Genomic DNA, 24,905 nt, shown 5'->3' with positions numbered 1-24,905 from the left:
GCGGCAAATGAGCCAAAATCGGGCCACCGGACGGAAGCAGATAAAGGCGCGCCGCTCCCGTTGGAGAACCGCGCTCAGCCGGTCCGATCTATTATTCCGATGCTTCGTGAATCGTAGTGAGCTTCAGGATCTCCAACTCGCGCTTGCCGCTGGGAGTAACTACGGTGGCGACATCGCCGACTTCCCTACCCACCAGAGAGCGGCCGATTGGCGAGGTTGTCGAGATCAGCCCCTTGGACACGTCCGACTCCTCGCTGGTAACCAGCTTATAGGTCAGCTCTTCGTCCTTACTGGAATCAAAAACGACCACGGTAGAGCCAAAACCGACCTTGTCGTTGGGAATATTCGCCAGGTTGACCAGCGACAACTCGGCCATACGCTTCTTCAACTGGCCGAGGCGGGCGTTCACAAACTCCTGCCGCTGCTTGGCCATGTGGTACTCGGCGTTCTCGCTCAGGTCGCCAAGGGCAACCGCCTTCTTGATCTCAGCCGGCAGCTCGGTCGTCAGCTCGTACTCCAACTGCTTGATCTCTTCTTCGAGCCTCTTTTTGATATGTTCGGGCATTTCGCTTAGAGCCTTTGAAATGAAATAAGCGCTTCCCCGCGCGCTGTTGGAACCACGCGTGGGCAGCGCCCGCATGCGGCTAGTCCTTGGAAACCTGATTATACGACGGGGGGCGTTTCGCGGGCCGCCCGGTAAGCCTTCTCGGCAAGGTAGCTTTCGAGCAGAACGACAGCCGCCACCTGGTCCAGCACCTCTTTGCGGTTCCGCGTCCCATAGCCTGCCTGGTTCAACCGTTCGTGAGCCTCGCGGGTCGTCAGCCGCTCGTCGAAACAGACCACGGCAATGCCGGTAGCCTGTGCAACAGCCGTGGCAAACTCCCGCGATGCGAGGGCACGTTTCCCTTCGGTCCCGTCCATATTGAGCGGCAGCCCGGCAACGATCTCGGTGATCTCATGCTTGCGGACAAGACGAGCGATGTTCCTTGCATCGTCTTTCAGCCGGCTGCGCCGCAGCGTGAACAGAGGCTCAATCGTCACCCCCAACCGGTCCGTCATGGCGAGACCGACAAAGGTGTCCCCGATATCGATCGCAAGTATGCGAGAAAGCTGCGGCTGCGGATCCATATTTGTCACTTTAGAGCGTTTTTCCTGTTGCTGGGTATCCCGGGAAAAGCGTGCATTGGCGTTTTCATTGCGGAAAACGCCCATAGATGCACAAGCCCTCCACTACTACCCACAAGAAAAATGCTCTAACCCTCCGGGACCTGTCACCCAACCCTTCCGGTCCCGGTCACTTCGTTCCACTCGCCGCGGAAAAATCTGCCGCCCGTCCCCCTAATTTTTTCGTCCCGGCTGCCGATAACAAAGTTGAAATCACGTGAAATCAGAGGTTTGCGCTTTGGCCCAATACTTGCACCACTATCCCCAAATCCGGCGAAGGAGAATGTTTAGCTGCATGATGCGCAATCCTGCGACGGCTATTTGCCCCAACTGCCGCCAAGGCCACTTCAACCGCCGGGGGACGGAAACGGCCCTGCAACGGTACTTTTGCCAAATCTTCCGGCTCTTTCCGTGGGCGTGTTCTCAGTGTGAGTACACCGTCTACAGCCGGGATCGTGGCCATGTGCGATACACCCCTAAGGTGGACGGTCTAACCCCAGCCGCAGTCAACGATCGGGTCCTGCGACGTGAACGGTCAGACTCCTGGGCGTAATCCCCAACGCCTCAAAAAGAGATTGTTGTCAGCGTCCTCTGGAAGGGTCAGAGGAGTTGCTGACATTTAAATCGAGATGCACTCCCGGCATCTCGGGGACATAGCACTCCCCATCGCGGGCGTACGTCTTCGCGCAGCTCGCCGTATTCTCGGGGCGCCGTGGAGACTGGGCAAACTGCCACACCGTCGCATTCGGAGTTCCGCTGTCGCTTAGCCTCGGTGCGTTCAACACACAACCGGGCGCAGGCCCAGCCGGAGCGCAGGTATCCTGCCACACCCACAGCACGACCTCGTGCAGCTTAAGCTTCTTCACCCAGGTGGAGATATCTTCGGCCGTGGTGATGTGGACACCACCACCCTCATCCACCGGCTGTCCGCTGCAGTAGACTCCGGGGGTATATCCCGCGGCTGCCACTGCCTCTGTCCATCCCAGCGTGTAGGCGCGCTGTTCTTCGAACAGGCGTCCCCCCTCTTCCAGGTCCAGAAAGATCACTGCACCTGCGGGGAAACCTTCACGCTTCGCGGCCGCAACTGCCGCAGCACCTTCCCGTTTGCCCAGTTGCTCAGGCTTAACACCGCGTGTCGCGGCAGCCTTGATCTGGGCGTCTCGCTTTCCGTTCCAGAGGATCAGAAAACCATAGCCCAAGCCGCGGATGGTCTCGCGCTTGCCGCCCCAGGTATTACGGGTCTCCCCGGGAGGATTGTTAAGCCAGTAGCCGGTGAAGGCGAAGCGCGATTTTGCGGCGCGCAGAGCGGCGTCTCCAGGATAGTCGTTGCGATCGAAGCCGAGCTTTCCCTGGGCGTGCACCAGCGTGGAAGCACCTATCGCCAGAGCCAATAGAACCCATCGAAACTTCCGCGAAATCACCCGCATATGCCCATGCTACCGTGAGCGCATGACCACTGCTGTCGCCGATCTGCGTTATCCCATCGGGACGTTTTCACGTCCTGAAACCATCACGCCCGCGCACCGTAAGGAAGCGATCGCTGAGATTGCCGCACTTCCGAAGAAGCTCACCGCCGCGCTCGGCCGGCTGAGCGAAGCACAGCTCGATACTCCTTATCGCGAAGGCGGATGGACAATACGTCAGCTGGTGCATCACATCGCTGACTCGCACCTGAACGCCATTACACGGCTGAAGCTGGCGTTGACGGAAGAGAAGCCCGTGATTCGCCCCTACGACGAGAAGGCCTGGGCAGAGCTGCCGGACGCCAGTCTTGACGTGGCCGTCAGTGTCGACCTCCTCAAAGCCCTTCATACCCGCTGGGCCACGGTTCTCGAATCACTCGACGACACTCAGTGGCAGCGCCTGCTGCAGCATCCCGAAGAAGCTGAGCCACGGACGGTGGAAGTGCTCACGCTGATCTACGCCTGGCACTCGAAACACCATGTAGCCCATATCAAGTTGCTAGTTGCTGGTTCCTAGTTGCTAGTTGTCGCTGCTGGTTGTTTTCCAACTAGCAACCAGCAACTAGCATCCAGCAACTGCTTTATTCAATTGGTTTCCGTATCCCCAGCGTCGCCTTCTTCCGTTCCTGCGGCTTAATCGCCTCGCGGTTTTCGGGGGCGTTGGGGTGAACGCCGAAGTCCCATACGCCAAGGTTGATCTCTTTCTCGTTGAGGATCTCCATCAGGGCGTACTCGCCGAAGTCTAGCTGCTCCTTTGGCGTGAGCTTCAGCCAGTGGCCGCCGGGTAGCATCTCGACCGTGGTGGGGATCACATCCTCCTGCCGCTTGGTGGTGCCGATCATCGAGATGTTGAAGCTGGAGACGATGCGCACATCACGGCGCACATCGCAGCGAACGATGACGTAGGTGCTCTTGTCCGATCCGCCCATCGAGACCTGCTGCTGTTTGGCGCCGTGAGTGTTGACCTCGAAGGCGTTCGAGGGCCCGTCCGTATCGTCGTCACCGACACGGATATACAGCGGGCCATCGGGCACATGCAGTTGGATGGGCGAGCGCGGGCCCTTCAGCTCCACAACCTGGTGCGAGGTAGAAAGCGGGTTAATGGCGGCCTTCAGGATGTTGTGCGCCGTCTGCTTATTCAGCTCTCCAGAGGACTGAACCAGCGGCACCAGCTCCGGCGTGCCGTGGAACGTATCCAAAGCAAGGGCCGAGGTGTCCTCCGGCAGACGCAGATTGGGTGCTACCTCAGGAGTCCTGGCGCGCAGGTCAGCCTCCTCCTTCTGGAGCTCGGGGTCGAGTTGCACCTTATTTTGTGCAGCCTGAGCAGCGCCGGGAGCGTGATCCTTCTGGTATCTCTCGGTCGCCTCCCAATCAATCAGGTTGGAAGGTATCTCTTCCTGGCTTCCGCCACGCTCAGCCGAGGTGTAGACAACGTTTTTGCCGGAGATGCGGTAGCTGGTCACTACCTGGTAACTGCCGTCTTTCAGGATGAGATGGGTGCGCTGGGGGCCGTTATAAGGCTGCTGAGCGACAGCCAGATCGCAGCTTAGGCAAGCCAAACCACTGCTCAGGCAGAAGATAAGGGCCAGGGAGCGCGACATTTTCGTATGTAGAAACGTCTTGAACATAGGCAGCCACACGATTAGACGTATCGTGTGTGCTTTCGCAACTGTGATACGGTCAGTGCTATGAGCATGCTACGACAGATCAATACTGGCGAGCGGCGCACATGGATGCGCTGGGTTGCCGTGTTGTGCATGCTCCTGATCATGGTGGCCAGCACAGTTGAGCTGTGCCACACGCACCCAGATTTAGTGAAGCAGTCGCGCGATCAGCGCCAGTCTGCACCCACCGATCATTGCCCGTTATGCGTGGCCATGCACTCGGCGCTGCCCAGTTCCCTGCATGTTGCTCCTGAAGCTGTGGAGCAGGTGGGTACGGTACAGGGACCCGCCATCGATACGCGCCGCCGTCTGCTTTGGGCGCATGGACTGGCCAGCCGTCCTCCTCCTTCCGTAACAACGTTCGCTCTGTAGGCAAGGGCTGCCATCGCTCATCAGCGAAGGCTCCCTTACATGGCGCGTTTTTCACCAGAAGACAGGAGTTCCCATGAAGAAGCTTTTTCTGCTCGTACTGAGCGGAATTGTTCTGCTTTCCGCTCGCGTATACGCCCAGGGTACGGCGGGCAGTGTCAGTGGCATTGTTTCCGATTCCACCGGAGCAGTAATCTCCGGCGCATTGGTCACCATCACTAACCCGGTCAGCGGTCATGCCCAGACCGCCACCACCGGCAGCGATGGCCGCTACACCGTCAGCAATCTTCCCTTCGGCCGCTACCACGCCAGTGCCGCCGCACAGGGATTTCAGCCGCAGGCCTCGGACGTGCAGCTGCGTTCCGCGGCCGCTGCCTCACTCGACTTCCATCTGGCCGTCTTTGCCGGAAATGAGGTCGTGACGGTCGAAGCCGATGCCGAAGACCTGATTAACCGCGATCCGGTTGCCAGCACCGCTATCGACCGCAGTCTCTATGAGAAGCTGCCGACCGAGAGCACAGCCGCTCCGCTCAGCTCGCTGATTACACTCAGCACACCGGGCATCGCCTCGGACTCGAACGGCCTCTTCCATCCGATGGGCGAGCACGCCGACACCACCTACTCCATCGACGGCCAGCCGGTCAGCGACCAGCAGAGCCGCGTCTTCGGCAACCAACTCAGCGTGAATGCCATTCAGTCGGTCAATGTGATTGAGGGCATTCCCCCGGCAGAGTACGGCGATAAGGCCAGCCTGGTGGTGCAGACCACGACCCGTTCCGGACTCGACTCCAAGCATCCAACTGGAACCATCTCGGCCAGCTATGGCAGCTTCGGATCGGCAACGCTCTCCGGGGCAGTCGGCATCGGCACCCAGCACTTCGGCAACTTCGTCAGCCTCGACGGCGTCAACAGCGGCCGCTATCTGGATACGCCGGAGTTCCGTCCGCTGCATGCGCACGGCAACAACCAGAACTTCTTCGATCGCTTCGACTTCAAACCCGACGACCGCGATACCTTCCAGCTCAACCTCTCTGCATCTCGCTCGTGGTTCCAGACACCAAACCAATACGACCAGGAAGCCGCCGGACAAGATCAGCGCGCCAAGATCCTGAGCTACAACATTTCGCCGAGCTGGACCCACGTGCTCAACCCCAGCATGCTGTTCAGCGTGAACCCGTACCTTCGCCAGGACAACTTCCACTACTATCCGTCGGACAACGTCTTCAACGATCTGCCGGCGACGCTGTCACAGTCGCGCCGCCTGCAGAACGCCGGCATCAAGACTGACTTCTCCTGGACCAAAGGCATTAACACGCTGAAGGTAGGCGCCAACTTCTACCACACCTTTCTGCATGAGGGCTTCTCGCTGGGCATCACCGACCCCAGCTATAACGATCCCACCAGCGCCAGCTATAACCCAAACCTTGCTCCCTACGACCTGACCCGCGGCGGCTCTCTCTACCGCTTCAACGGCCGTACCGATGTCAAGCAAGAGGCTGTCTACGCGCAGGACTCGCTGCTGTGGCGCGGTATCGAGCTGCAGCTTGGAGTCCGTGCGGACAACTATAGCGGCCTGAGCAGCCGGTCGATGGTGCAGCCGCGTCTCGGTCTCAGCTACCAGGTCAAGCAGACCAACACGGTACTGCGCGCCGGCTACGGCAAGCTGTTCCTGACTCCGTATAACGAGAACCTCATCGCATCGAGCTCGACCGGCGTCGGCGGCCTCTCCAACGGTGTCTTCGCCGCAGAAGCGTTGAAACCTGGCGGCCGCGACCAGTACAACGTCGGCTTCGAGCAGGGCTTCGGCAAGCACTTCGTCGTCAGCGGGGAGTACTTCTGGAAGTACACCGACCGTGACTTCGACTTCAGCGTATTGTTCAACACGCCGCTGGCCTTCCCGATCCAGTGGAAGAAGTCGAAGATCGATGGTTTCGGTATCAAGGTCAACGTACCGAACGTCAAAGGCTTCTCGGCTTACTCTGTTCTGGGTCATACCCGTTCCCGCTTCTTCGGGCCGGAGGTTGGCGGCATTCTGTTCAACGACCCCGGCGTGACCGATGCTACCGTCTTCCGTATCGATCATGACCAGGCCTTCCAGCAGACCACGCATCTGCAATGGCAGCCGAAGAAGGAAGGTGGATGGGCTGGCCTGACCTGGCGGTATGAGAGCGGTCTGGTCGCCGGCAATGCACCCTTCGCCACCGATACCACTAGTCCAGTGGATCTGACCTACCTGACCGCTGATCAGCAGCAGCAGATCGCGCTGACCTGCAACGGAGTGCGCGCCACGATGAACGCTCCGCTCTCGAGCTGCGCCCCTAACCTGCTTTCCTCACCTCTGGTCTCCATGCCGGCGCCGGGGACGGAGAACGATGACCGCAACCCGCCCCGCATCGCTCCGCGCACGATGTTCGATGCCGGTCTGGGATGGGACAACCTTTTCCATAAAGACCGAATCAAAACGAACATAAGCCTGGCAGTTGTGAATCTGACAAACAAGTTCGCACTCTATAACTTTTTGTCGACGTTCAGCGGAACACACTTTGTTTCGCCACGCACAATCAACGGGCAGGTGTCGTTCAACTTCTAATAGCCCTCCCCCGGTTTCGTTCGAGTTGCCCTCCCCCGGCACCTCAACAACGGTTGGGTGACACCACAGCGGCTCCGGAGCGAACCTCCGGAGCCGTTTTGTCTTCAGCGAAACCAGCTATAATGGATCGTGCACCCCTGCGGAGCCAATCCTGAACAACTGAATATGTGGAGGCGGAGATGTCAGCGAAATACATCTTTGTAACGGGCGGAGTCGTGTCTTCCCTGGGTAAGGGGCTTTCTGCTGCCTCAATCGGCAGCCTGCTGGAGGCGCGTGGTCTTAGGGTCAACCTCATGAAGTTTGACCCCTACCTGAACGTCGACCCCGGCACCATGTCCCCTTTTCAGCACGGCGAGGTCTTTGTCACCGACGATGGAGCCGAGACCGACCTTGACCTGGGCCACTATGAGCGCTTCACCCATGCCCGGCTGTCGCGCGACAACAACCTTACCAGCGGCCGTATCTATGAGCAGGTCATTACCAAGGAGCGCCGCGGCGACTACCTGGGCAAGACCGTGCAGGTGATTCCCCACGTCACCAATGAGATCAAGAGCGCCATGCGTAAGGTCGCAGCCGACTGCGACATCGCCATCGTCGAAATCGGCGGTACGGTCGGCGACATTGAATCGCTGCCCTTCCTCGAAGCCATCCGCCAGATGCGGCAGGATCTTGGACGCGACAATACCTGCTTCGTCCACGTGACCCTGGTTCCCTGGATCGCCGCCGCGCAGGAGCTGAAGACCAAGCCCACGCAGCATTCCGTTAAGGAGATGCTCTCCATCGGTATCCAGCCGGATGTGCTGCTCTGCCGCAGCGAGCGCAACCTGCCTCGCGACATGCGCTCGAAGATCGCCCTCTTCTGCAACGTGGAGGAGGCTGCCGTCATCGCCGCCCGCGATGTCGAGACCATCTATGAGCTGCCCCTGGCCTTCGCGGCTGAGAAGGCCGATGAACTGATCCTGAAGTACCTGCGCATCGACGCCAAGCCTGCCGACATCTCCAAATGGCGGGACCTGGTGCACCGCGCCCACAATCCCAAGGACGAGGTCCACATAGGCATCGTCGGCAAGTATGTGGAGTACGAGGACAGTTACAAGTCGCTGAAGGAAGCCCTGATCCACGGAGCTCTGCATCACAACCTGAAGCTGCGCGTTACCTGGATTGAAGCCGAAGGCCTGGAGACCGAAGACGCCAGCTATCGTGAGCAGTTGCGGGACTTCGACGGCATCCTGGTGCCCGGCGGCTTCGGCAAGCGCGGCATCGAGGGCATGCTCAACGCCATTCGTTATGCGCGCGAAGAGAGAGTTCCCTACTTCGGTATCTGTCTGGGTATGCAGACCGCCTGCATCGAATACGCCCGCAACGTCTGCGGTCTGGCCGGAGCCAACTCGGGCGAATTTGACCCCGCGACGCCGCACCGCATCATCTATAAGCTGCGCGAACTAATCGGAGTGGAAGAGATGGGCGGCACCATGCGCCTGGGCGCCTGGACCTGCGTGATGGAACCGGATTCGCTGGCCGCCAAAGCGTACGGAGCAACCGAGATCAGCGAGCGCCATCGTCATCGCTACGAGTTCAACCGCGAGTACGAAGCAGTGCTCACCGGCGGCGGCCTGCGCTTGACCGGAACCACGCCGGACGCAACCTATGTGGAGATCGTTGAGATCCCCGCGCATCCGTTCTTTATCGGCGTGCAGTTCCATCCTGAGTTCAAGTCGAAGCCGCTGGAGCCACACCCCATCTTCCGCGACTTCGTTGCCGCCAGCTACAAGAACCGCGGCCAGAAAGAAGCTCCGCTGACCGCAGGGCAATCAACGGCGCTGGCGGAATAAAAAGGCTCAACAGGTGTTCACATAATAGAAAAGCACCGCGATAAGCGGTGCTTTTCTATTGCGGACAATATCGTCTTCCTAGCGGCCGGATAGAGCTCCCACCAGGTCCACCACATCGGCGATGACGCGGGTAGTCGGGTTATAGGCCACTACATAGCCCTCGTAGTAGCCATACCGGTATCCCGGGGGAGGCGGCTGCAGGCCGCTGTAGTAGGCCGGAGGTACCGTCTGTATCACATAGGTACGAGGGACTGCATAGCCGGCATAGAAGTTCGGGCGACGACGACTTTGCCACCGACGAGCATCCTGCTCGTAATATCCACGGAAGTGTTCACGCTCGTCACCGCGGAAGCGCCAGTCCATCTTTTTGGCCTGGCCCGGTGGGAGATCGCCGCGATCCATCTTCTTAGCCTGGCCTGGCGGGATTCCGCCGTCCATCTTTTTAGCCTGACCGGGCGGCAGGCCACCGTGACCCGGTTGCGCATATGCGGTAATCGCAGTGGCAGCCGCACATAAAAGCACAACACGAAGAGAAGATTTCAAGGGGGCGAACATTTTTCTACCTTTCTCCTTACTACTTTCATTAGATGCAATTTTCTGTTCAGCCACCATGAAAAACGCGCATCCAACTTCTTGCCATGGTTGAGCAACAGAAGCGAAGCGGACGGGCTGGGCGCCTCATTTTGGCGCTGGTCATTGTCTTTCTGGTGGGATCAGCAGCGATGATCCTCTATCTGCGGCATGCGGTGACAGGAGCCTCCGGCCGCATCGCTTCCCTGCTGCTCGGCCGCCCCGTAAGCTATGACACCTCGGTGCCAGTGGTCATTGAGAAGATTCAATCGCTGCGGCGGCTGGAGACCGTGTCCTACTCCATGGACACCATCGTCGAAGGGAAACGCAGCAGCGACGTGTTGCCCGATCTGCTCTTCGGCGACCGCCTTCTACTGGTCGTACACGGACAGGCAATCGCCGGTGTCGATCTCGCCAAGTTGAAACCTGAAGATGTGAAAGTAGCCAACGGCGCCATCCATGTGGAGTTGCCGGCTTCAGAGCTCTTCTCCGCCAATATCGACAACCGGAAGACACGCGTCTATCTGCGGACGACAGGTCTCTTCGTGCCAGCCGATCAAAATCTTGAGACTGAGACCCGCGCCAAAGCCGAGGAGCAGTTGAAACAGGCGGCGCTGAAAGACAGCATCCTCGACAACGCCAAGCGCAATGCGCAGACGACCGTGACTACGATGCTGAACGGGTTGGGATTCACGCGAGTTGATGTGAAGTAGCGCTGCCGCTACAGGCTCGCTGAAGAGCCCAAGTAGAATCGACAAATTCGAAATGATCCATGCACTGGGTGCCCCATGTCCGGGGTACCCAACGAACTTGTTCGTTGGGGTGGTGTCCCTCGGGGACATGGGCCAGCCTTCACTGTCCCAAGCACGGGTACCACCCTTTTCTAAACCGGCGTTAGAGAGGTGAAAATACGGTCGCGCAAGCGCGATACCCCACGTCAAACCCCACCCTTGGCGATAAAACCGCGAAGAATGGGGCGACGAAAGCCTACTACTTCCAAATTTGTCGATACCTCTTCTCTTGACGAAACCATAACCATTTGGCTATGGTTTCAATGTGAAAGCAGCCCATGCCAATCACGTCTTTCGGGCTCTCGCCGATCCGACCCGCAGGTCGATCTTCGAAGAGCTGACCCGGCAGGGAGAACAGACCGTTCACGCATTGACCCGCCATGCAGGCGTATCGCAGCCTGCTGTCTCCAAACACCTGACGGTGTTGAAGCGGGCAAAGCTGGTACGGCATCGCCGCGAAGGACGCGAGACGCACTATCGCGCGCAGCCGGATGCCCTGGCTCCGATGGTGGACTGGCTGCAGCACTACGGCACCTTCTGGAGCGATAAGTTTGATCGCCTGGAAGCCCTTCTAGAGAGGATGGAACCATGAGCAGCTCCGCAGAAAATACGCGCACCCTTGTGATCGAGAGAGTCTTTCCCCATACACCGGAAAAGCTGTGGCGGGCACTCACGGAAACTCCACTCATTGCGCAGTGGCTGTTGAAGAACGACTTCGCGCCGACGGTTGGACACAAGTTCCAGTTCCGCTCTGAGCCGATGCCGCAGTGGGATGGCGTGATCGACTGCGAGGTGTTGGTCGTCGATCCGTTGAAACAGCTCTCGTATAGCTGGAATGCTCTTGGGCTTGAAAGCGTGGTTCTCTTTACGCTAGCGCCGACACAGGGCGGCACCCATCTCCGCATGGAGCACTCCGGCTTCCGCGCCGATCAGCAGACGGCTTATCAGGGGGCAAACTACGGCTGGCAGAAGTTTCTTGGCGGCCTGGAGCGTGTACTCGCGGGAGACATGCAATGAAAGCTTCCAAAGCATTCGTCGCGGGCTTCTGGATCTCCACCGTGATCTTCGCTCTGCAGATAGGCTTTACCGCCTACGCCCAATTGAAGTTACCCCAGGTGGCCGAGACCTTCACTCATCTCGGCTTCCCTGGCTACTTCCGAATCGAGCTCTCATGGGCCAAGTTTGCGGGCCTGGCTGCATTGCTCATTCCTATGGTTCCGGCGCGTCTCAAGGAGTGGGCCTACGCCGGCTTCGCCATCACGCTCGTCTCGGCATTGATCGCCCATCTCGCCGTTGGTGATGAGTTCGCAGCATGGAGCTGGTCGGTAGGCACCGGAGTACTGTGGAGCGCGTCGTACTTCTTCTTCCGCCGGCTGCAGCCCGACGTCACTCCTTCACCGGTTTGAGGTGTGTAAGATACACCTGCGATGACGAAAGCTGTTCTCCTGCTTGAATGCCCTGACCGCAAAGGCCTGGTTGCGGCCATCATGAACTTCCTCGTGTCGGAGTATGACGCGAATATCCTTCATGCCGGCCAGCACCAGGACGCGGAGCTAGCGCGATTCTTCATGCGCATCGAGTTCGAATGCGCCAGCGAGCTGATTCACGAACGTGTCTTCGCCGAGCGCTTCCGCAAGATCGCCGATGAGTACGGCATTCGCTGGCAGCTTGCCGAAAGTGATGTCAAACTGCGCGTCAGTCTCTTCGTCTCGCAGCACCTGCATTGCCTGGCCGACCTGCTGCAGCGCTACCAGGCCGGCGAGCTCGAGTGTGAGATTGCACTTATCATCGGTAATCACCCTGATGGCGGAAAGCTGGCCGGCTTCTACGGCGTGCCCTTCGTTCATCTGCCGATCGACCGCGACCATAAATCGCAGGTAGAGCAGGAGCAGCAACGTCTGCTTGCAGAATACCGCGTCGATCTGGTGGTGCTGGCGCGCTATATGCAGATCGTGTCGCCGGAGTTTGTCGCAATGTGGCCGGCACGCATCATCAACGTGCATCATTCGTTCCTGCCCGCTTTTATTGGGGCTAAACCCTATCACGCAGCCTTCAATCGGGGAGTGAAACTGATTGGCGCGACCAGCCACTATGTCACCAGCGACCTGGATGAAGGCCCCATCATCGAACAGGATGTCGTTCGCGTTACACAGGGAGACACGATCCCAGATCTCGTCCGCAAGGGCCGCGACCTGGAACGCATCGTTCTCTCACGCGCTGTTCGCTGGCACCTGGAGCACAGGATTCTCTACTACGGGAACAAGACTGTGATCTTTGATTAGGCATCTTGATTGATTCGACTTTTGCTAGTGTCCTGAGTCTAAAGTTTGTGACATAAATCACGAAGAGCTCTAGTGCTTCAGCGAGCTCATCGCACCGCAGGTGCGAATGTCTTGCTTAAGGGGACGGCTTCAGCCGTCCCGTCACCCGCACTGAAATACATGCGGCTTTAGCCGCTGAGGTACCGAGGCTATGCCCTCAGCGGCTAAAGCCGCGTCTTAGTGGAGAGCCATACGGCACGGCTAAAAGCCGTGCCCTTAAGCAAAACAAAGCGCCTTTGGCGCTTCGGGCAAGACAAAAACGCGCGCTGAAGGCCCAGTTCGTTAGGGACCCCGAGGGTGGGGCACCCAGGCAAGGAAAGTGTCGTTCGGCGAAAACTGTCTAGAGCATTTTCCCTGTCGCTGAGTTTCCGAGAGGTGTGCCGCGGCGTTTTCATTGCGGAAAACGCCGATAGATGCGGACGCCCTACATTACACCGACAGGGAAAATGCTCTAATGTTTTTGCCGAGGAAACATGAAGTTGCCGCATTCGTTACAACTTCGTCTGCCTGCGGGCAGATGGCATGGAGAGCTGAGGTCATGGCTCTGCCTGGCGATGTTGTTTTTCTGTATCCCTCTATACGGGATCGATCGTGATCGCACGCTCGCCCAGCTTCATCACACAGGCTGGACCTACATTGAAGGAGCGCCGGGCCAGGTACGCGCGTTGGCCCAAACTACAGATGGTTATCTGTGGCTGGGGACGGCAACCGGACTATTCCGTTACGACGGCATTCAATTCCAGGCCTATAAACCGCAATCAGGTCGGGCCTTTCCGCAACGTAACATCGTCTCTCTCTTCGCCACACCCGATGGTGGCCTATGGGTGGGTTATTGGTACGGAGGGGTCAGCTTTATTAAGGACGGGAGAGTCACGGACTATGGGAAGCCCGACGGACTGCCTTCCAGTCAGGTGCTGGCGTTTGCGCGCGATCGGCAGGGTGTGATCTGGATTGCAGCGGGGAAAGATGGGCTTGTCCGGCTGGAAGGTTCACGCTGGAAAAAGATTGGACCGGATACGGGCTTCTCGGGCCCGGCCAATACCGTCTTTGTGAATCGCGCCGGAACAGTCTGGGTGGGGACTCCGACCAGCGTGGTGTATCTCGTGGAAGGAGAAAGCCGGTTCCAGACAGCAGCACAGGGCCTGCTTCGTGTCAGAAACTTTGCCGAATCCTCCGACGGCACATTGTGGATGGCGGAGACGGGCTACGGTGTACGACCTGTTCCGTTGCCCGGAAGAGACAGCGGAAAGCGGGGGCCGGCAGTCCTTGTAGGATCGCAGGCAATCGCATTCGATCAGCAAGGAAGTCTTTGGATCACCAGCCTGGGCAATGGGATCCGTCGCGTTCCATACCCGGAACGCCTGCATCCACCGAAGATTGAAGGCCCGTCCGCGTGGCGGTTTCACGACCCTGAGGTGGAGGAGTTCACTCCACAGGACGGCCTGACCAGCGATTACGTGTCTTGCCTGTTGGAAGACCATGAGGGCAACCTCTGGATCGGCACCAGCGGTGGACTGGATCGATTCCGGCAGAGCCCTGTCGTCTCAGTCACGGTTCAGCCGGTCGCGAATCGCGGCGCTCTGCCGATCCCATCGCTGCAATCATTCACGACCAATGCGCTGGCAGCGGGAGAGCAAGGCGCGCTTTGGGCTGCGGGTATTGGGCCGCAGGTTCTGGTGAAAATCCAGAATGACAAGATCGCCACGCAGCTGCGTGACCGGTACGTCGATTGCGTCTATCGTGATCCGAACGGTGCTGTATGGCTGGCAACACCGTGGTCGATCTTCCGCCTTTCCAGTGAACATGAGACCGGTTCGACACGGGAAGTCGTAACGTACAACTACGCCGCGGCCGTGCCTGCCGGACAGGGCCAGACGCTGCGTCGGCTCAATCTGCCGGTGACAAATAGGATCGCTGTGAACGTGCAATCGCGCGTCAAAGCGATGACCCAGGATCAATCAGGCAGACTGTGGGTATCGATGGACACAGGGACCTTTCGGCTGGAGAGGTCTGCATGGACCAGCCTCGAAAGTCTGGGTGGCCCGCGCGGTACCGCGACCGCCGAGTTTACTGATTCGCAGGGACGTATATGGTTCGGATTCGCGAACACCATCGCAATGCTGGATCGAGATGGAGTAAGAACCTTCTCCAGAAAAGACGGTATCCAGGTGGGAACCATTACGTCGATCCAGGGCAAAGGGTCGAAGATCTGGATCGGTGGCGAGTTCGGTCTGGAGTTCTGGGAGGGCAGCCGGTTTCAACCTGTAAGTCCGGCAGACGGAAGTGCCTTCAGCGGTGTCTCGGGAATCCTTGCGAATTCTGACGATGGCCTATGGTTCACCGAGCAGCGGGGAGTGATTCATATTCGCGAAGCTCAGCTGCAACAGTTGAGCTCCGGCAAAGTGGAGTTCGAAAGTTTTGGTTTGCTGGATGGTTTTACTGCTGCACTCAGAGGATCTCTCGCCTCGCCCTCGGCCGCGCAAACTACTGATGGCCACCTCTGGTTCGCCACCACAAAGGGGCTGGCCTGGATCGACCCCAAGCGCGTTACACGGAATGACGTGCCGCCGCCGGTATTGGTCGAGTCCGTTCTTGCCAATAACAGGAAATACGACACCTCTACGTTTTTCAGGTTGCCGCCTCGGACGAGGAATCTACAGATCGTCTATACAGCGACAAGTCTCACGATTCCCGAACGAGTTCGTTTTCGCTATAAGCTCGAAGGCCAGGACAAGGATTGGCAGGACGCAGGAACACGTCGAGAGGCTTTCTACACCAACCTCGACCCGGGCTCGTATCGATTTCGAGTGATCGCCTGCAATAACGATGGTGTGTGGAATGAAGCTGGATCAACGCTGTCTTTTGTGGTGTTGCCGGCGTTTGATCAGACGTTATGGTTCAGACTTCTCTGCGTTGCCGTTCTCGCAGGATGCCTGTGGCTGCTTTACCTGCTGCGGCTAAAACAGGTAACAGCACACGTACGGGAGCGGTTAGGCGCTCGCCTTGAAGAGCGGGCACGTATCGCCCGCGAATTGCATGACACACTGCTGCAAGGCTTTCAGGGTCTCCTGTTGCGCTTTGACGCCGTGAAGAAGGCAATTCCCCAGGATCATCCTGCACGTAACCAGATGGAGAGCGTGCTCGATCGCGCCGACGAAGTTCTCCATGAAGGACGGGAACGAGTTCGCGATCTTCGTCATGACGAGATCTCAGCAAATGAACTGCCTGACAAGCTGGCGGCATCCGGAGAGGAACTCAGAAAGGATCATGAGATCAGTTTCAGCCTGAGCGTGATCGGAACGCCACAGCCCCTCGATGCAACAGTCGGCGACGAGGTAATCAGGATAGGACAAGAGGCACTGGCCAATGCATTTCGACACTCCAGCTCTTCGAAGATCGAAGTTGAGATCACGTATGACCCTAGCCGGGTACGGCTCAGGGTTCGCGACGACGGCGTGGGAATGAGTCAGGACGTGTTGATTCGCGGCCGCGATGGTCATTGGGGTATTGTCGGCATGCGGGAACGAACCCAGAAGATCGGCGGACAACTGAAGATCTGGAGCCAGGAGAGCGCCGGAACAGAGATTGAGCTCACGATACCGGCAGCGATTGCATATCCGTTCTCTCACAAGGCGGAGCGTTGGCATTGGATTAAGCGTCTGCTAGGTCCAGGGGGATAAGGCTGTGGATATATTTGCGATAACCCAACCTCGTCCGCAAAGTTCGCGATCTTGAACGCATCAGACCGTGATCTTTGACTAGGGCGTATTTCAAAACGTCCAGTTACCGGCAACGCAATGCTCTCAGAGCTGGAGCAATTCTTTGGTCATATGCACTGGGGCAACGGAATCAACAGGTTCACAGAACGGACAGTAGCGATCCATATCCGCCCCTTCTGTATAGGCCTGATGTCCGATGAACGAAATAACCCGGTCCGTATACTAGCGACATCTTCTCGCAAGGTCTCGACCAGTCATGCACCTTCGTCACCTGCACTCCGGCATTCTTTCTCTGTTTCTCATATCGGCTGCCCAGGCGCAGTTCGGCTCCGCCCCCGCGGGGACAACTCCGGCGCCCAATGCAGCAGGCGGATATGTTCGTGACTCGCGCCAGCATCCTGCCGAGCCCTCCCGCGAGAATGCGTTTTCCATGACCGCCAATCGCTACGGCATCGCCGCTACGCTGCAGACACTTGCCTCACAGGCCAGCGCCACCATCCTTGCCAGAGGAGGAAACGCCGTCGATGCGGCGATCGCAGCGAATGCGGCTCTGGGCGTGATTGAGCCTGAGATGGATGGAATCGGAGGCGATCTCTTCGCCATCGTCTGGGACCCGAAGGAAAAGAAGATGTACGCCCTCAACGCGAGCGGCTGGTCCGCCAAAGCGGAGACCATCGATGCCATGAGAGCGAAGGGTGTTACCAAGATGGACAGCACCAGCATCTATGCGGTCACCGTTCCCGGCGCCGTTGCCGGATGGGCCGCGCTGCATGCCAAGTTCGGCAAGCTGCCGCTTGCGGTTGACCTCGCGCCTGCTATCGCTCTGGCAGAGAATGGCTTCCCGGTCACCGAAACCGACTCGGCTACCTGGGCGCAGTACGGCATGCCCTTCAAGGACAGAGCAGCCTTCGCTTCTATCTTTCTCCCCAAAGGAACCTACCCGCGCGAGGGAGAGATCTTCCGCAATCCCGATCTCGCCAACAGCCTCCGCCTGATTGCAAAGAACGGCGCGGATGCCTTCTACCGCGGCCCTATTGCTGACGCGATCATTCGGCTCTCTGACCAGAGCAACGGCTTTCTCACCAAGGCCGACCTTGCCGAGTACAAGCCGGAGTGGGTCGAGCCCATCTCCACGACCTATCATGGCTGGCGCGTCTATGAGACTCCGCCGAACACCCAGGGAGTCGCTGCTCTCTCCATGCTCAACGTCATGGAGCTCTACCCATTACACGATTGGGGGCATGACTCGGCGAAGACCTTGCACATCGAGATGGAGGCCAAGGCGCTTGCCTATGCCGACATGCTTCACTACGTCGGCGATCCAAACACGGATGAGATTCCCACGAAGAAGCTCATCTCGAAGGAGCTCGCAAAGGAGCGCGCCAAAGGCATCACCGATCAAGCTAACTGTAAGGTTCTTCCTTCCGACCGCAAGGCACAGCTCGACAAGCTGCAATCGGACACGACGTACCTCGCCACCGTCGATCGCGACGGCATGGTGGTCTCATTCATTCAGTCGGATGCGGGCAGTTTCGGCTCTGGCCTGGTGGCGGAGCACACAGGCTTTGTGCTGCATAACCGCGGCAGCGGTTTCTACATGCAGCCTGGCCAGCCTAACTCACTTGCAGGGCATAAACGGCCACTGCACACCATCATTCCCGCGATGATGCAGCAGGATGACAAGACCATCGGCTTCGGCATCATGTCCGGTTTCAACCAGGCCCAGGCTCATGCGCAGTTCGTTGCCAACGTCGTAGATTTCGGCATGAATATCCAGGCGGCGATGGATGCTGCCCGCTTCAACAAAGGCAACTCCGGTTGCACCGTCAGCGTTGAGGATGGCTACTCGCGCGAAGTGCTGGAACAGCTCGCCTCACAGGGCCACCAGATCATCCTGGTGCCGCGTTACTCGCAGGTGATGGGACGCGGCAACGCCGTGATGCGTGACGAGACACTCGGAGTAAACTTTGGCGCTACCGACCCCCGGGCCGATGGACAGGCTACGCCGGAGCAACCGCCCTTCTAGAGCATTTTCCCTGTGTTGCTGGATCTCCCGGAAGGAGCGAACGGCGGCGCTTTCTTTGCGGAAAACGCCCATAGGATGTAGGAGCTCTGCATTACACCTACAGGGAAAATGCTCTAACGAAAACCATGCTTCTTATTCCGTATACTGGGTCCGCCATTCGACCATGGCTTACATTCACTTTGAATATGGCCGGCCCGCAATCGGATAAAGAGACGGAACTCCAAGGAGATTTGACGATGTGCCTTTCGTACGCTCGACGCTTCGCCACCTGCATCGCCCTTGTCGCGGGATCCGTGCAAGCCGCACCTGCCGCTGAGATCCTGATTGGCGATGCAAAGTCACAGCCGGAAAGTCTCACCATCGCTCCTGGCGGAGTGTTGATTGTCGGCAGCGCCAGTTCGCCATTCGTCTACAAGGTACGGCCGGGATCCTCGACCGCGGAGAAATTTATCGACGCGAGTGAAGAAGGTCCGGGAACGTTTTTCTTCGGCATGCTGGCGGACGCTTCCAGCAACACCTTGTGGACGTGCCAGCTCACTCCAGTGCCGGGCACTACACCGATGAAGCGGCATACTGCCTTGAGAGGCTTTGATCTTTCCACGGGCACGCAGAAGACCCGCTGGAACCTGCCTGGGGAGGACAGCGTCTGTAATGACTTTTCAGTCGGCCCGGATAAGGCGCTCTATATCACCGATACGATCAACGGCAAGATCTTCAGGCTGCCTGCCGGCGCTTCAACCGCGGAGCTTTACCTGGAGCACCGTACGCTGATGGGTGTGGACGGCATTACCTTTCTGAACGGAACCCTCTACGTGAACAACGTGTTCTTCAACAAGCTCTATCGCATTCCTGTGGATGCCGCGGGCAAACCGGGGACGCCTGTCGATATATGGATGGACCAGCCGGTGAAGGGGCCTGATGGCATGCGCGCGGCGAACGGCAAGCTTATCATCGCCGAAAATGGAAGCGGCAAAATCTCCGTCATCACCGTCAACGGAGAGAAGGCAAGCGTCACCGTAATCCACGAGGGCCTCAAGACCCCGACGGGAGTGGAACCCGCCGGCGATACGTTGTGGATCGCCGAGCGGGGCGCAGGTAAGGCTGTCTCCCTTCCCATGCCTAAATAGGCTCCTCACTCCATGCGATTGCTACAGTGCGCCACAGGCCGGAAACATATCCAACACCTACGCATCGTCCTCCTGATCTTCTTCACGACGATCGTCTGTGGCGCTCAAAACACGCCTCTCATCGACTATCACCAGCACCTGCTCAGCCCCGAGGTGGCGAAGTTGATTGGAGCATCGAGGACCTTCTCCGCAAGCGATCTGATCGCTGAGATGGATCGTGGCGGCCTGCGGAAGGCCGTCGTTCTCTCACTCGCATATCAGTTCGGAAATCCGAACCGTCCTCCCGTACAGGACGAGTATGCCAAGGTGAAAGCGGAGAATGACTGGACCGCAGAGCAGGTCAAGCAATACCCAGACAGGCTCGTCGGGGTTTGCGGCATTGATCCATTACGGGAGTATGCAGTGACCGAGATTGAGCGATGCGCTGGAGACCCTTATCTCAGGACAGGCATCAAGCTGCACTTTGGAAACTCCGATGTCGATCTCGATAATCCGGCCCACGTCGGCTTGCTTCGTAAGGTCTTCCAGACGGCCGACCGGCATCACATGGCGATCATTGTGCACATGCATGCGAACGTGACACATCATCGTCCGTACGGAAAGAAAGAAGCGGAGGTCTTTCTGAGCCAACTGCTTCCGGCAGTTCCTCATAGCGTAGTGCAGATTGCCCATCTCGCCGGAAGCGGAGGATGGGACGATCCGGCAACGGATGAGGCGCTCTCGGTCTTCCTCCATGCAATGGCAGATCGCGATCGACGCGTGGCGCACGTCTACTTCGATATTTCCGGAGTGGCCGGCCTGGGTGATGCATGGGAGAACAAGAAAGGCGAGATCGCGTCCGAAATCGCGTCAAAGATCCGCCAGGCTGGTGTGCGCCGCATTCTGTTCGGGAGCGACGGTGCATGGACAGGTTTTACACCGGTGAAGGCCATTGCCGCCTACCGTCAGCTTCCGCTGACCAAGGACGAGATGGCCGCGATCGATAACAACCTCGCTCCCTACATGAAAGCGAGCAGGGAGCGTTGATTCTCTAAAGGATTACAGGCCAGCTATCGGTCCAGCTAACCTCTTTGACCCAGAGTGTGGCGCGACCGCCTTCGGTGATCTTCTGGCCATGGAAGACAATCATCGTCTTCCCGGTCCCAGGATCGTCGTACACCATTCCGCCTCCGACGCCTGCCCACTGCGCGCTTCCCTCAAGAATTACCGTCGAACCACCATCCATCATCGGCGTGCCGTCCTTAGCGATGAAGGGACCATTGGGACTCTTCGATCGCCCAACAGCCATCTTGTAGTTGTTGGTGGTGAGGTCGGCGTTGCAGCAGCGGTCTATTGAGACAAACAGGTAATACCAGCCTTCATGGCGAAGCTGCGAGGAGCCTTCGATGGGATGCACCGGAACCCCTGGGCGGGCGGCCATCTCATAGACCTGGCCGGGCTTCAGCATGCCGGTCGCCGGATCGATCTCCCGTTGGCGAATGCCGTCCCAGTAGCTGCCGTAGGTTAACCAGACACGATCGCCATCCACAAGGATGTTTGGATCGAGGTCATTGATCTCCGCTCCGGCAAAGGATTCGGTGACCATGCCGCGGTCGACCCAGTGATAGCGAGGATCCTGCGGATCGAGCGTGACGTTCGTTGCCAACCCGATGACCGTGCGGGTCGTGTTTACGATGGAGGCCGAGTAATAGACGTGATATTCACCGTTGAAGTAGGAGACATCCGGAGCCCAGATCTCAGTAAGACCCGGGAGCTTTGCCTGCAGCCACTCCGGCATCGCGCGAAAGATACTGCCGCAATAACGCCATACGGTGCGATCACTGGAGCATAGGAATGGAAGCGAGCCTTTCCATCCGCCGACAGCATCGGTGACAAAAATGTAGTAAGTTCCATCGACATAGATCACGCTGGGATCGCGCACCGGAGCGATATCACCGCTTACTGAGGTTGCGCCGAGAGCAATCGCCGGCTGGCCGCCATACGAGAGCGGATTCGCCGCAGTATCGGAGGCATGCACGCCTGAACCGCAGCTTGCAAGCAAGGCAGAAAACGCACTGAGTGCGCAAAGGGCTAAGGCCCTTCGGAGGGGGGACATAACAACACCTGCAAAAACGCTGTACTTCGATTATCGCTGAGAGCCGGAGGGTGCGGATAGCAAGCCTATATCTGCCGCGATATTGCAGTTCCAGTGTGGGGAAGAATGCGGAGCGGCCCAGCTACGAAACAGCCGGCCTACCACCCTGTTTTCTAGAACTTACACCACTCGAGGAACACCCAAAATGCGACGAGCGCTATCCGTCCTTACCACGAGCCTTTTAGAGAGACTTGACATCTTCCGGCCATAGGCATAGATAATCTATGCCTATGGAATCTATCTCTAAACAATCGATGCCTTCCGGCGCTCTGGCAATGCTGGTTCTCCGCGTGCTGCGGGCGGGACCGCTCCACGGATATGCCATCGCGCAGAAGATTCATGTGCTCTCCAACGAGGTGCTGGAGGTCGAGGAAGGCTCTCTCTATCCGGCGCTGCAGAAGATCCTGCTGAAAGGATGGGTGAGCGCGGAATGGGGCATCTCCGAGACCAACCGGAAAGTGCGCTTCTACAAGCTGACAGCGGCGGGCCGGAAACAACTGGAAGCGGAGCTTCGGGACTACGGCCGTGTCACCGAGGCGATCAAGGCGATTCTGCGAACGGCATAGGAGGCGGGCATGGGTGAGCTTTGGCGGAGACTCTGGTACCTGCTGCATCGCAGGCAGATGCAGCGCGAGCTGCAGGACGAGATGGCCTTTCATCGCGAGATGCTGGAGCGCTCCGGCACGCCGCGCAAGCACTTCGGCAACGAGAGGCTGCTGCAGGAACGCGCCCATGAGACCTGGGGATGGACGTGGATCGAAAGGCTGGGGCAGGACCTGCGCTACGGCATGCGGACACTGATGCGGTCGCCGTCGTTTTCCATCGCGGCAGTGCTGGTGCTGGCCGTCGGCATCGGTGTCAACGTCGCCGCGTTCGGTCTCTTCAATATGTTCGTGCTGAAACCGCTGCCGGTTCGCGATCCGGATACGCTGGTACGGCTGCAGCGAAGCGCCCCTGGTACCTTTTCGTCCTCCGTTGCTTATCCTTCCATCGAGTTCTATCGCAATCATGCGAAGACGCTGCATGCGGTGATGGCCAGCACCGACCGCGACGTGATTCTCGAACAGGAGAACATACCGGCCCGTACGCGGTTTGTGACAAGCAACCTGTTCCATGAACTGGGAGCAGAGACCGGCCTCGGACGCGTGTTTGATCCTGGCGTTGATGACCGGAGGGATGCGCCTCCAGTCGTGATGCTGAGCCATACCTTCTGGGAACAGCACTATGACGGCAATCCTGACATCGTAGGCCGTGTCGTCCATCTGAACCATAAACCGGCAACCGTGATAGGAGTCGCTCCGCGTAACTTCAGCGGTCTCGGGCTGCCGCATGAGCCTGCGTTCTGGGCGCCCCTGTCACAGCAACCCTACTTCGTGGAGGGCAGTACGGTTCTGACCGATACCTCTCTCGACGGAATGGTTGATATGTGGGCTCGCCTGGAAAGGGGAGTCTCACCAAAGGCAGCGGAGCAGGAGTTGCTTGCGCTAACTGACGAACTGCGCCGTCAATCACCGAAATCTGTGTGGGACAACGAGAGGGTTGTCAGCGAGCCCGGCGGGTACCTGCAGGCGGTACGAAAGGACGACGTGCCAATGCTCACGTTGGTCGCGACACTGGTGCTGCTGATCCTGACCGTCGCATGCAGCAACCTCGGTGGCCTCATGCTCGCGCGTGGTGTCACTCGCTCCCATGAGATCTCGATCCGCTTTGCGCTGGGCGCAAGCCGGCAGCGCATCGTGCGGCAACTCTTAACCGAAAGTCTGTTGCTGGCCGCGATGGCAGCCACGGCTGGAGTTGGTATGGGATATCTCTGCCTGCGCGTCTTCCTGTCGCGGGTGAATGCTCCTCCATGGCTCAATCCTGCTCCGGACTGGAGGGTGGTGCTTTTCGCCGGAGCTGTAGGGCTGATTGCCGCCGTAGTTTTCGGTCTTGCCCCGGCGTTGCAACTTACGGCGAAACGGAGAAGCGGAACGCGATCAAGGCAGATCCTGATCACGGCGCAAATTGCGGCAAGCTGTGTGCTGCTGATCGTCGCCGGGCTTCTGGTCCGCGCATTGCACTTCGCCGTCTCGAGTGATGCAGGTTATGACCACGAGCACATCCTGGTCGTGGATCCTGACCTTGCGGCCCACGGATATTCTGCTGCAACAGCGAGAAGCTACCTGAACACGGCACAGGTGAGATTGCGGCAACTGCCCGGAGTCACCTCGGTTGCCCTTACATCGATGGCTCCGTTGGGCCATAAGAATGTGACTTCACTTGGCGGATATCCTTTCGGGGTCTTCGTCAGCCATGTAGAGCCTGGTTTCTTCAGCACAATGGGGATCGCGCGCCTCAACGGACGCGACTTCCAGCGGGGAGACACAAACGAAGTCGTTGTCAGTGAATCATTAGCCCGGCGCGTGTGGCCGGGTAAGCCTCCTCTTGGGAAACAGTTCCCTCTCGACCCTTCTAATGCGCTCTCGGAGAACTTCACCGTTGTGGGTGTCGTAGCGAATGCGCGCATGATGTCGATGCATGATCCAGATGCGACAGAGCTCTACCAGATGAGCGACGACGGATCGCTGCCGCACATGGTGCTTCTGATACGCACCCAGGGAAAGCCTGAAGGTCTGGCAGCCGCGGTGCGGACCGTAACCTCCAGCATTAATACCGGTCTATTCCCCACTGTCCATCGTTTGAGTGAGTCCTTCCAGGACGAGGTTGGCACTGTAGAAAAGGGAGCCATGATCGCGAGTCTGATGGGAGCCTCCGCCGTGTTGCTGGCGGCTGTAGGCCTGCTTGGACTGGTCGCATACGCCGTCTCGCAAAAGACACGGGAGATTGCGATTCGCCTCGCACTCGGCGCAAAGAAGACACATGTGATCAAAGCTATGCTGCTTCAGTTTGTTGGGCCGGTGGCGATTGGATTGATCGGCGGCGCGGGATTGGCTGCGGCAGCTTCACAACTGCTTCGGCGCATCCTATATGGCGTGAGCGGCCTCGACCCGGCGGCCTATCTCGGCGCGATTGGACTGCTGACTGTCATCATCTCATTTGCGGCATGGATGCCGGCACGTAAAGCTCTCGAGGTTGATGCAATGCGAGTCCTACGGCATGAGTAGGCACTCGCATCTGCGACATGCGCGGAACGGA

At 58.6% G+C, this 24,905-nt stretch carries 21 protein-coding genes; 15 read left to right on the top strand and 6 right to left on the bottom strand.

Going from position 1 to position 24,905, the window contains the following annotated elements; translation table 11 throughout:
- Positions 1–91 precede the first annotated feature (91 nt).
- The 3 genes from AB4Y89_RS08740 to AB4Y89_RS08730 form a co-directional block, all read right to left on the bottom strand.
- A complete protein-coding gene (locus tag AB4Y89_RS08740) occupies positions 92–565 on the bottom strand; it encodes a GreA/GreB family elongation factor (RefSeq protein WP_442300532.1) in 474 nt (157 codons plus the stop codon).
- 98 nt (positions 566–663) lie between these two features.
- Positions 664–1,128, bottom strand: a complete 465-nt coding sequence (ruvX, locus tag AB4Y89_RS08735; protein WP_442300649.1) for a Holliday junction resolvase RuvX — start codon at positions 1,126–1,128, stop codon at positions 664–666.
- Positions 1,129–1,745: 617 nt separating this feature from the next.
- Positions 1,746–2,591 carry a glycoside hydrolase domain-containing protein gene (locus AB4Y89_RS08730; RefSeq protein WP_442300531.1) on the bottom strand — a complete coding sequence of 282 codons (846 nt, stop codon included), beginning with the start codon at positions 2,589–2,591 and terminating at the stop codon, positions 1,746–1,748.
- Between the two features lie 22 nt (positions 2,592–2,613).
- On the opposite strand from AB4Y89_RS08730, the gene AB4Y89_RS08725 reads away from it, so the two are divergent.
- Positions 2,614–3,144 (top strand): YfiT family bacillithiol transferase, encoded by a 531-nt coding sequence (locus AB4Y89_RS08725; RefSeq protein ID WP_442300530.1) that lies wholly within the window; start codon positions 2,614–2,616, stop codon positions 3,142–3,144.
- A 64-nt stretch (positions 3,145–3,208) separates the two neighbouring features.
- On the opposite strand, the gene AB4Y89_RS08720 is transcribed toward AB4Y89_RS08725, so the two are convergent.
- Positions 3,209–4,228, bottom strand: coding sequence for a hypothetical protein (locus AB4Y89_RS08720; protein WP_442300529.1), 1,020 nt, complete (start codon positions 4,226–4,228; stop codon positions 3,209–3,211).
- An 87-nt stretch (positions 4,229–4,315) separates the two neighbouring features.
- On the opposite strand from AB4Y89_RS08720, the gene AB4Y89_RS08715 reads away from it, so the two are divergent.
- From AB4Y89_RS08715 to AB4Y89_RS08705, 3 genes are all read left to right on the top strand, one after another.
- Positions 4,316–4,663, top strand: a complete 348-nt coding sequence (locus AB4Y89_RS08715) for a hypothetical protein (protein WP_442300528.1) — start codon at positions 4,316–4,318, stop codon at positions 4,661–4,663.
- Positions 4,664–4,736: 73 nt separating this feature from the next.
- Complete coding sequence (locus AB4Y89_RS08710; RefSeq protein ID WP_442300527.1) at positions 4,737–7,250, top strand: TonB-dependent receptor; 2,514 nt, start codon at positions 4,737–4,739, stop codon at positions 7,248–7,250.
- A 179-nt stretch (positions 7,251–7,429) separates the two neighbouring features.
- Positions 7,430–9,082, top strand: a complete 1,653-nt coding sequence (locus AB4Y89_RS08705) for a CTP synthase (RefSeq protein WP_442300526.1) — start codon at positions 7,430–7,432, stop codon at positions 9,080–9,082.
- A gap of 78 nt (positions 9,083–9,160) precedes the next feature.
- Here the strand turns inward: AB4Y89_RS08705 and AB4Y89_RS08700 are convergent, their stop codons facing one another.
- Positions 9,161–9,625 carry a hypothetical protein gene (locus AB4Y89_RS08700; protein WP_442300525.1) on the bottom strand — a complete coding sequence of 155 codons (465 nt, stop codon included), beginning with the start codon at positions 9,623–9,625 and terminating at the stop codon, positions 9,161–9,163.
- A 140-nt stretch (positions 9,626–9,765) separates the two neighbouring features.
- Between AB4Y89_RS08700 and AB4Y89_RS08695 the strand changes: the two genes are divergently transcribed.
- The 9 genes from AB4Y89_RS08695 (at position 9,766) to AB4Y89_RS08655 (ending at position 20,662) form a co-directional block, all read left to right on the top strand.
- Positions 9,766–10,365, top strand: coding sequence for a DUF4230 domain-containing protein (locus AB4Y89_RS08695; protein ID WP_442300524.1), 600 nt, complete (start codon positions 9,766–9,768; stop codon positions 10,363–10,365).
- Positions 10,366–10,708: 343 nt separating this feature from the next.
- Positions 10,709–11,035, top strand: coding sequence for an ArsR/SmtB family transcription factor (locus AB4Y89_RS08690; RefSeq protein WP_442300523.1), 327 nt, complete (start codon positions 10,709–10,711; stop codon positions 11,033–11,035).
- Positions 11,032–11,460 carry an SRPBCC family protein gene (locus tag AB4Y89_RS08685; protein ID WP_442300522.1) on the top strand — a complete coding sequence of 143 codons (429 nt, stop codon included), beginning with the start codon at positions 11,032–11,034 and terminating at the stop codon, positions 11,458–11,460. Before AB4Y89_RS08690 ends, AB4Y89_RS08685 begins: the two co-directional genes overlap by 4 nt.
- Positions 11,457–11,849, top strand: coding sequence for a DoxX family protein (locus AB4Y89_RS08680; RefSeq protein ID WP_442300521.1), 393 nt, complete (start codon positions 11,457–11,459; stop codon positions 11,847–11,849). The genes AB4Y89_RS08685 and AB4Y89_RS08680 overlap by 4 nt, the downstream gene beginning before the upstream one ends.
- Positions 11,850–11,870: 21 nt before the next feature.
- Positions 11,871–12,725 (top strand): formyltetrahydrofolate deformylase, encoded by an 855-nt coding sequence (gene purU, locus AB4Y89_RS08675; RefSeq protein WP_442300520.1) that lies wholly within the window; start codon positions 11,871–11,873, stop codon positions 12,723–12,725.
- Positions 12,726–13,237: 512 nt separating this feature from the next.
- Positions 13,238–16,444, top strand: a complete 3,207-nt coding sequence (locus AB4Y89_RS08670; RefSeq protein ID WP_442300519.1) for a sensor histidine kinase — start codon at positions 13,238–13,240, stop codon at positions 16,442–16,444.
- 295 nt (positions 16,445–16,739) lie between these two features.
- Positions 16,740–18,509, top strand: coding sequence for a gamma-glutamyltransferase (gene ggt / locus AB4Y89_RS08665; protein WP_442300518.1), 1,770 nt, complete (start codon positions 16,740–16,742; stop codon positions 18,507–18,509).
- Positions 18,510–18,745: 236 nt separating this feature from the next.
- On the top strand, positions 18,746–19,636 hold the full coding sequence (locus AB4Y89_RS08660; protein ID WP_442300517.1) for an SMP-30/gluconolactonase/LRE family protein: 891 nt from the start codon (positions 18,746–18,748) through the stop codon (positions 19,634–19,636).
- Positions 19,637–19,648: 12 nt separating this feature from the next.
- Complete coding sequence (locus AB4Y89_RS08655) at positions 19,649–20,662, top strand: amidohydrolase family protein (RefSeq protein WP_442300516.1); 1,014 nt, start codon at positions 19,649–19,651, stop codon at positions 20,660–20,662.
- A gap of 4 nt (positions 20,663–20,666) precedes the next feature.
- Here the strand turns inward: AB4Y89_RS08655 and AB4Y89_RS08650 are convergent, their stop codons facing one another.
- Positions 20,667–21,653, bottom strand: a complete 987-nt coding sequence (locus tag AB4Y89_RS08650; RefSeq protein ID WP_442300515.1) for an arabinan endo-1,5-alpha-L-arabinosidase — start codon at positions 21,651–21,653, stop codon at positions 20,667–20,669.
- Between the two features lie 347 nt (positions 21,654–22,000).
- Here AB4Y89_RS08650 and AB4Y89_RS08645 point away from each other — a divergent pair, with 347 nt between their 5' ends.
- Both AB4Y89_RS08645 and AB4Y89_RS08640 read left to right on the top strand, forming a co-directional pair.
- On the top strand, positions 22,001–22,336 hold the full coding sequence (locus tag AB4Y89_RS08645) for a PadR family transcriptional regulator (RefSeq protein WP_442300514.1): 336 nt from the start codon (positions 22,001–22,003) through the stop codon (positions 22,334–22,336).
- A gap of 9 nt (positions 22,337–22,345) precedes the next feature.
- A complete protein-coding gene (locus tag AB4Y89_RS08640) occupies positions 22,346–24,874 on the top strand; it encodes an ADOP family duplicated permease (protein ID WP_442300513.1) in 2,529 nt (842 codons plus the stop codon).
- Positions 24,875–24,905: the final 31 nt, after the last annotated feature.

Origin of the sequence: Terriglobus sp. 2YAB30_2 (genome assembly GCF_052114765.1) — a bacterium.
Taxonomy (GTDB): domain Bacteria; phylum Acidobacteriota; class Terriglobia; order Terriglobales; family Acidobacteriaceae; genus Terriglobus.
Note: the sequence above shows the minus strand (reverse complement) of the source record. Positions and strands in the feature narration are given on the sequence as shown.

Excerpts from the sequence above, each read along its gene's own strand:
- AB4Y89_RS08740 (WP_442300532.1), bottom strand. The coding sequence starts at position 565 with ATGCCCGAACATATCAAAAAGAGGCTCGAAGAAGAGATCAAGCAGTTG.
- ruvX (WP_442300649.1), bottom strand. The coding sequence starts at position 1,128 with ATGGATCCGCAGCCGCAGCTTTCTCGCATACTTGCGATCGATATCGGG.
- AB4Y89_RS08730 (WP_442300531.1), bottom strand. The coding sequence starts at position 2,591 with ATGCGGGTGATTTCGCGGAAGTTTCGATGGGTTCTATTGGCTCTGGCG.
- AB4Y89_RS08725 (WP_442300530.1), top strand. The coding sequence starts at position 2,614 with ATGACCACTGCTGTCGCCGATCTGCGTTATCCCATCGGGACGTTTTCA.
- AB4Y89_RS08720 (WP_442300529.1), bottom strand. The coding sequence starts at position 4,228 with ATGTCGCGCTCCCTGGCCCTTATCTTCTGCCTGAGCAGTGGTTTGGCT.
- AB4Y89_RS08715 (WP_442300528.1), top strand. The coding sequence starts at position 4,316 with ATGAGCATGCTACGACAGATCAATACTGGCGAGCGGCGCACATGGATG.
- AB4Y89_RS08710 (WP_442300527.1), top strand. The coding sequence starts at position 4,737 with ATGAAGAAGCTTTTTCTGCTCGTACTGAGCGGAATTGTTCTGCTTTCC.
- AB4Y89_RS08705 (WP_442300526.1), top strand. The coding sequence starts at position 7,430 with ATGTCAGCGAAATACATCTTTGTAACGGGCGGAGTCGTGTCTTCCCTG.
- AB4Y89_RS08685 (WP_442300522.1), top strand. The coding sequence starts at position 11,032 with ATGAGCAGCTCCGCAGAAAATACGCGCACCCTTGTGATCGAGAGAGTC.
- AB4Y89_RS08680 (WP_442300521.1), top strand. The coding sequence starts at position 11,457 with ATGAAAGCTTCCAAAGCATTCGTCGCGGGCTTCTGGATCTCCACCGTG.
- purU (WP_442300520.1), top strand. The coding sequence starts at position 11,871 with ATGACGAAAGCTGTTCTCCTGCTTGAATGCCCTGACCGCAAAGGCCTG.
- AB4Y89_RS08670 (WP_442300519.1), top strand. The coding sequence starts at position 13,238 with ATGAAGTTGCCGCATTCGTTACAACTTCGTCTGCCTGCGGGCAGATGG.
- ggt (WP_442300518.1), top strand. The coding sequence starts at position 16,740 with ATGCACCTTCGTCACCTGCACTCCGGCATTCTTTCTCTGTTTCTCATA.
- AB4Y89_RS08660 (WP_442300517.1), top strand. The coding sequence starts at position 18,746 with ATGTGCCTTTCGTACGCTCGACGCTTCGCCACCTGCATCGCCCTTGTC.
- AB4Y89_RS08655 (WP_442300516.1), top strand. The coding sequence starts at position 19,649 with ATGCGATTGCTACAGTGCGCCACAGGCCGGAAACATATCCAACACCTA.
- AB4Y89_RS08645 (WP_442300514.1), top strand. The coding sequence starts at position 22,001 with ATGGAATCTATCTCTAAACAATCGATGCCTTCCGGCGCTCTGGCAATG.
- AB4Y89_RS08640 (WP_442300513.1), top strand. The coding sequence starts at position 22,346 with ATGGGTGAGCTTTGGCGGAGACTCTGGTACCTGCTGCATCGCAGGCAG.